The organism is Nostoc sp. CHAB 5715 (assembly GCF_020829685.1).
Classification (GTDB): Bacteria; Cyanobacteriota; Cyanobacteriia; order Cyanobacteriales; family Nostocaceae; genus Nostoc.
Window position 1 is genome coordinate 1 of sequence record NZ_JAIVFR010000489.1, and the last position, 5,554, is coordinate 5,554.

Annotated in this window: 6 protein-coding genes; 1 reads left to right on the plus strand and 5 read right to left on the minus strand. The window is 41.4% G+C overall.

Annotated elements, in window-relative coordinates; all coding sequences use genetic code 11:
* Positions 1-355 precede the first annotated feature (355 nt).
* The gene (locus LC574_RS24020) at positions 356-508 is read left to right on the plus strand and encodes a hypothetical protein (RefSeq protein ID WP_229456072.1); all 153 of its coding nucleotides are present in this window, start codon (positions 356-358) and stop codon (positions 506-508) included.
* A gap of 93 nt (positions 509-601) precedes the next feature.
* Here the strand turns inward: LC574_RS24020 and LC574_RS24025 are convergent, their stop codons facing one another.
* From LC574_RS24025 to LC574_RS24045, 5 genes are all read right to left on the minus strand, one after another.
* Positions 602-1,237 carry a type I restriction enzyme HsdR N-terminal domain-containing protein gene (locus tag LC574_RS24025; protein ID WP_229456073.1) on the minus strand — a complete coding sequence of 212 codons (636 nt, stop codon included), beginning with the start codon at positions 1,235-1,237 and terminating at the stop codon, positions 602-604.
* A gap of 463 nt (positions 1,238-1,700) precedes the next feature.
* A complete protein-coding gene (locus tag LC574_RS24030; protein WP_229456074.1) occupies positions 1,701-2,552 on the minus strand; it encodes an ABC transporter ATP-binding protein in 852 nt (283 codons plus the stop codon).
* 11 nt (positions 2,553-2,563) lie between these two features.
* Positions 2,564-3,604 carry an iron ABC transporter permease gene (locus LC574_RS24035; RefSeq protein ID WP_229456075.1) on the minus strand — a complete coding sequence of 347 codons (1,041 nt, stop codon included), beginning with the start codon at positions 3,602-3,604 and terminating at the stop codon, positions 2,564-2,566.
* Positions 3,601-4,632, minus strand: coding sequence for an iron ABC transporter permease (locus tag LC574_RS24040; protein WP_229456076.1), 1,032 nt, complete (start codon positions 4,630-4,632; stop codon positions 3,601-3,603). The genes LC574_RS24035 and LC574_RS24040 overlap by 4 nt, the downstream gene beginning before the upstream one ends.
* A gap of 730 nt (positions 4,633-5,362) precedes the next feature.
* The coding region (locus tag LC574_RS24045) for a hypothetical protein (RefSeq protein WP_229456077.1) at positions 5,363-5,554 on the minus strand (192 nt) is incomplete at its 5' end.

Genomic DNA, 5,554 nt, shown 5'->3' on the forward strand with positions numbered 1-5,554 from the left:
ATTCGTCAATACTTAGGTGAGGCTCTAGGGCAATGCGTCTTGGCATATACTTCGCAACTAAATACGCTCACAGAATTATACTATGTGTAATCATCCGGATTTGATATGACACACTACTAGATAAATAAAAAGAAGTGGCAAAGCCACTTCCTAATTCCCAGGTAGAACCTAAGTTATGAGTATAACCATTACAAAAATTTGAAATAGTATAAACAAACACCAATTAACTTAATATCTATGTTTTCCTTGTTTTCTGGGTTAGGAAATCCTGATTTTCATCAGCCAAATAACTGTATATTTACATAGCCTCATAATTGCAATGCAGACTCAATTTTATCCAGTTCATCGTTAAGATGTGCCAGTTTTGCCTCTTCATCAAGAAGCTGCTGTTCTAATTGAAACTTTACTGCCGTACCAGCCTCAACAGCTACAGCTTTCTTCATCTGCTTTAACTGAAGTGCGTCTAGTTTTTGTTGCGATCGCCGTCGTTGTCCAGGAGTTAAGCTAGTAGAAATTGGACTAGTTTCAATAGTTGCTGCTTCACCAGATAAAAATTTACTTCCACCTGCGTAATAACAAATGTAACTATGCTGTCAGTAACTTAAGATTCTGTAATAATTCTACCCAAATGCATTATGATTCTTAAAACTGCGGATAAATTGTTAAGATATTGCGATCGGGTTGCAAATAGATCGGAAATACCATACTGTTTATCCAAGGTTTTGACAAACAAATAGCTGCTACCATTGGCTATCATGCCATACAGAGGTTGTTCTGGGTTGGGATGAATCGCCATGTAAGCTAATGTCTGAGGAATCGCTAATTCTAAATCAAAGGTCGTCTTTTTTGACTCAATTAGGACAATCCATAATCTACCTTGCAAAACTAAAACATCAATTCTACCCCGTAACAGCTCATCATTATCTCCTTGTGCAACAATATCAACGGATACCTCGGTTTTAAATCTGTAAGGTGCTTGATAGAAACCTGCAAGTTCAAGTAATGGAGACAGCACGACCATTTTGACAGTTTCTTCTAAAAGACTTCCATCTGAGATTTGGTACAGATAGTTTTGTCGAACTTGCTCTAATCTTGTCTGCTCTGCTTCACTTAATCCTGGTAAATCTGCCATCCATTCGGTAAAAAATTGACTATCACCACTTAGTGTTAACCCCAATTTTTCCTCGACTTGGCGAAGGGTGGTAATTTTTTCTGCAATGGCTATGCTTGTGGTCATGGTTAAATTTACACTACTTGCCTAATATCAGGATAATTCAATTGAAGAGGGGATTGAAATTGTCAAAATGAGGAGGCAGGAGGAAGAAGGCAGTTCTTGCAGGAGGTAAAGGTCGAGATTATACCCAAATCCAAATTTCATATTGGAACACTTAAAACAGAAGTTGAACTTAACTACAGATAACCCGCATTACATCAATGCGTAAGTCTTAAAGATTACCAAGCCTTCTCAAACTCGCCCCCTACTCTGGGTGGTCAAAACTCCCGACCAGTTAGAGCAAGCTGTTGCGATCGCGTCCCAAAAAAACCCTTCCCCACTGCCGCAGACTTCACCAAAGCAGTACAACAGGTTGCACCAAGAACTAAATCCACCACAAAAATCTGATTCCTTATGATGATGACAAAAGGCGCTTAATCTCTTACCGATGCATCCCAGGCGTCGCGATCGCGCCACTTGCTAAAACTCAAAGTGGACGGTTTGAGTCTATTTGAAATTTTGCAGAAAAACTCTTTGTTTGCGAGGAAATTAACTTTCCCTTGCGTCCTATTGGTACACACATTGGTGTCCCTACAACTGGGTCAGGAATAATACGACACTCCAACTCAAAAACTTCCTGTACCATCTTCTCAGTCATTACCAGTTTCGGTTCCCCAGCCGCAAAAATCCGACCATCTTTGACAGCAACTAGATAATCAGCATAACGGCACGCCTGATTTAAGTCATGCAATACCATGACAATTGTCCTTCCTTGATTTTGGTTCAACTCATACAACAAATCTAAAACTTCTATCTGGTGTGCCAAATCCAAAAAAGTAGTCGGCTCATCCAAAAGTAAAATGTCCGTATCCTGCGCTAGTGCCATTGCAATCCAAGCTCGCTGTCGTTGTCCACCAGACAAAGTATCTAATGCTCTATCTGCCAACTCCAGTAAATTTGTAATTAAGAGTGCCTGTTGGACAATTCTTTCATCTTTTTCTGACCACTGTTGCAACCAATTTTGATAAGGGTAACGTCCTTGTGCTACCAAATCTCTAACTGTTAACCCTTCTGGTGCAACTGGCCCTTGGGGTAAAATACCCAACTGTTGCGCTACTTGTTTGGTGGAAAGCTTAAAAATTGAGGTGCTGTCAAGATATGCTGTACCGTGATATGGTTTGAGAAGCCTTGCCAGACCTCTTAACAAAGTTGATTTACCGCAACCATTTGCACCAACTAAAGCACTAATTTGTCCGGTAGGAATGGCCAAATTTAAATCTTTAATAATTGGCACACCATCATAAGCTAAAGACAGACTTTTGGTTGATAGTCCTTTCATAGTTGATACCATTATTTTTTCCGGTTACGAATTAACAAAAACAGAAAATAAGGAGCGCCGATAGCAGCAGTTATCACCCCACAAGGAAGTTCTATAGGTGCAAACAAAGTTCTTCCTAGCAAGTCTGCGACCACAACAATCACTCCCCCCAACAGTGCCGAGGTGGGAATTAACCCTTGATGATTTGTACCTACCAACTGTCGTCCTAAATGGGGTGCAATTAACCCAACAAAGCCAATCATTCCCGCAGTGGCGACTCCTGCACCTGCTAAGGCTACACCCACTAGTACTAGTAAACCACGTTGCCATTCCACGCGAGTCCCTAAACCTTTGGCGACATCATCTCCTAAATTTAAGGCGTTCAAATGTCTTGCCAATGTCAACGCGACTGGAACAAAAACAATTAACCAAGGTAATAAGGAAAAGACTTGCTCCCAAGTGCGTCCGTAGACACTGCCAGCTAACCAAACCAAAGCATTACTAACGTCATAAATTTCCCCAAAGGTAATCATTAAGCTGGTGAGAGCACTGGCGATCGCAGATAATCCCACACCCATTAAAATTAATAGAATCGGCGAACTACCATTATTCCAAGCCAGAAAGTAAATTAAAACAGCCATAAGCATTGCACCTGCAAAGGCTGAAACAGGCAATGTGTAAATCGGTGCTGATGGAAGTAGTACAATGACTGTAACTGCCGCCAAACTCGCCCCGGCATTGATGCCAATAATACCAGGGTCAGCTAAGGGATTGCGCGTTAGACCTTGAAAGATAGTGCCAGAAATAGCAAACGCCACACCTACCATAAAAGCTACAAGAGTGCGGGGTAGACGCAGGTTGTAAATCACGAAAGCATGGTCTGGGTTGCGTGTATCTAAACCTAAGACAGTTTTGACGATATCCCAAGGTGAGATGGGATATTCACCCCGCCCTAGATTCATCACCATCGCCCCTACAATCACTACTGCCAAACATACCAGCATTGGTGGTACACGTCGGTCTATGCGAAAAGATATCGTCTCGGAACGAATGACTAGCCAATCCAACTTCATTTTTTCACCTTTGATTTAGCCAGGTACACAAAAAAGGGTGCGCCAACGAGTGCTGTCATCACACCCACAGGTAATTCCTGGGGTTTGAGTAATATACGCGCGGCAACATCTGCAACCAAAAGTAAAGTTGCGCCCACCACTGCGGAATAAGGCAAAATCCAACGGTAATCAGCAAAGATGAAAAATCTGACGATATGGGGAACAACTAAGCCAATAAAGCCGATTGGCCCGGCAATAGATACGGAACTTCCTGCCAGTAAAACAACGCTAATAGCAGTGATGATTTTCACCCAAGCTGTTTGTTGACCTAAGCCTTTTGCTATATCTTCACCGAGACTCATGGTAGTAATTTGTCTACCAAGGGCAAAAGCAACGACTAATCCAAGGGTGACAAAGGGCAATGCTTGCAAGAACATATTGATATCGCGCCCAGCCAGTGAACCTGCTAACCAAAATCTAATTTCTTCTAAGGTGCGTTGACTGATGATAAGAATAGCAGTGGTTAGAGAAGAAATCAGAGCCGTGAGTGCCGCGCCTGCTACTGTGAGATTCAATGGTGTAGCCCCTCCTTTTCCTAGAGAACCAAGGAAGTAGACTAAAATTGCTGTGACTCCTGCGCCCAAAAACGCCACAATGGTTAAAACACCCAAAGACGAGCTGCCAAAAATAAAAATTGTGGCAACTACAGCCAATGCAGCCCCCGACTGAATACCTAAAATCCCTGGATCTGCTAGGGGGTTGCGTGTCAAACCTTGCATTAAGGCTCCAGAAACTGCCAAGGCTGAACCTACGAGTATAGCAATGAGCGATCGCGGTAATCTCACTGTCTGGATTACTAAGTGTTGGTATGAACCGTCAAAGGTGACAAAGGATGCCAAAATCTCTTCTAAAGGTATTTCCGCCGCACCTAAAGTGACACTATATACCAAGCAAATCAACAAGATAACCAGTCCCAAAACCAGACCAGCTAAGGGTGATATTTGCAGCTTTTTCCATCCTCTAGGCGACATTGTAGATGCTTTTGTCATTGCTACTTATGTACTCTCTCAACAGTTAACTGTTTATTAGCCATCAAATTAATAATAATTTTTGATAATTTGATGAAATATTTGCCTACTAAATTCAAAAAAGTAACCAAATATACCAATTTTATGCTAGTTCTTTTTTAGATGTTGCATAAGAAATTCAGATATTACTTTAAACTTATTGCAACTATTTTTCAACTCATGAGGTAAGATAATAGAGACTAGAATATTTGGTTACGCTGCTTTTCGACACTTTTTTATGGATTAGACTTCTATTTTTGGGTCAATTTCGTATCCTTGAAAAAGGCTTATACCAATTTAATGTGAAGCTGCACTAAATGAGTAACTCTCTATTCTTGGCGCTCTTGGCGTACTTGGCGGTTCGTTTAATATTCTGTGCATCTTCATAAAGAATTGGTATTAGTACTTCTGATGCTTTTTCTAAAGGGAAATACCATTACTGATCTAATCTTGAAAAGCGCCATCCTGTAATCAATAATGAATTGCCTATAGCTAGAAATAATTTTTAGGAATTGCTAGTGTAGATGGCAATGGACAACGAGAATTAGCTGATGCGATCGCCTGACTTTTCACGGGAAGTCTTCAAGCCTCGAAAAAGCGTGGCTTTTTCCACAGCCTAATTATCAATAGCTCTGAGTTAATGAAAATAGCTAACGCAAAAATCAGGGTTTAGGAAACCGCTAAAATGAGCTTTTCCACATGCCGTGAAAAGTCAGATTTCTACAAAGTTAGAAAAAGTGATGGCAATGAGCGATCGCATTGCCGTAATATACAGGGTTAACGAGGGAGTAGGGAGTAGGGAGTAGGGAGTAGGGAACCCCATACTTAAAAGTAGGGGATTTGATATCGACGTTTTGGGTGTCGCCCTTCGGAGGCCTCCACCCAAATAATCTATCGGATCCAC

Excerpts from the sequence above, each read along its gene's own strand:
- LC574_RS24025 (WP_229456073.1), bottom strand. The coding sequence starts at position 1,237 with ATGACCACAAGCATAGCCATTGCAGAAAAAATTACCACCCTTCGCCAA.
- LC574_RS24040 (WP_229456076.1), bottom strand. The coding sequence starts at position 4,632 with ATGACAAAAGCATCTACAATGTCGCCTAGAGGATGGAAAAAGCTGCAA.
- LC574_RS24030 (WP_229456074.1), bottom strand. The coding sequence starts at position 2,552 with ATGAAAGGACTATCAACCAAAAGTCTGTCTTTAGCTTATGATGGTGTG.
- LC574_RS24035 (WP_229456075.1), bottom strand. The coding sequence starts at position 3,604 with ATGAAGTTGGATTGGCTAGTCATTCGTTCCGAGACGATATCTTTTCGC.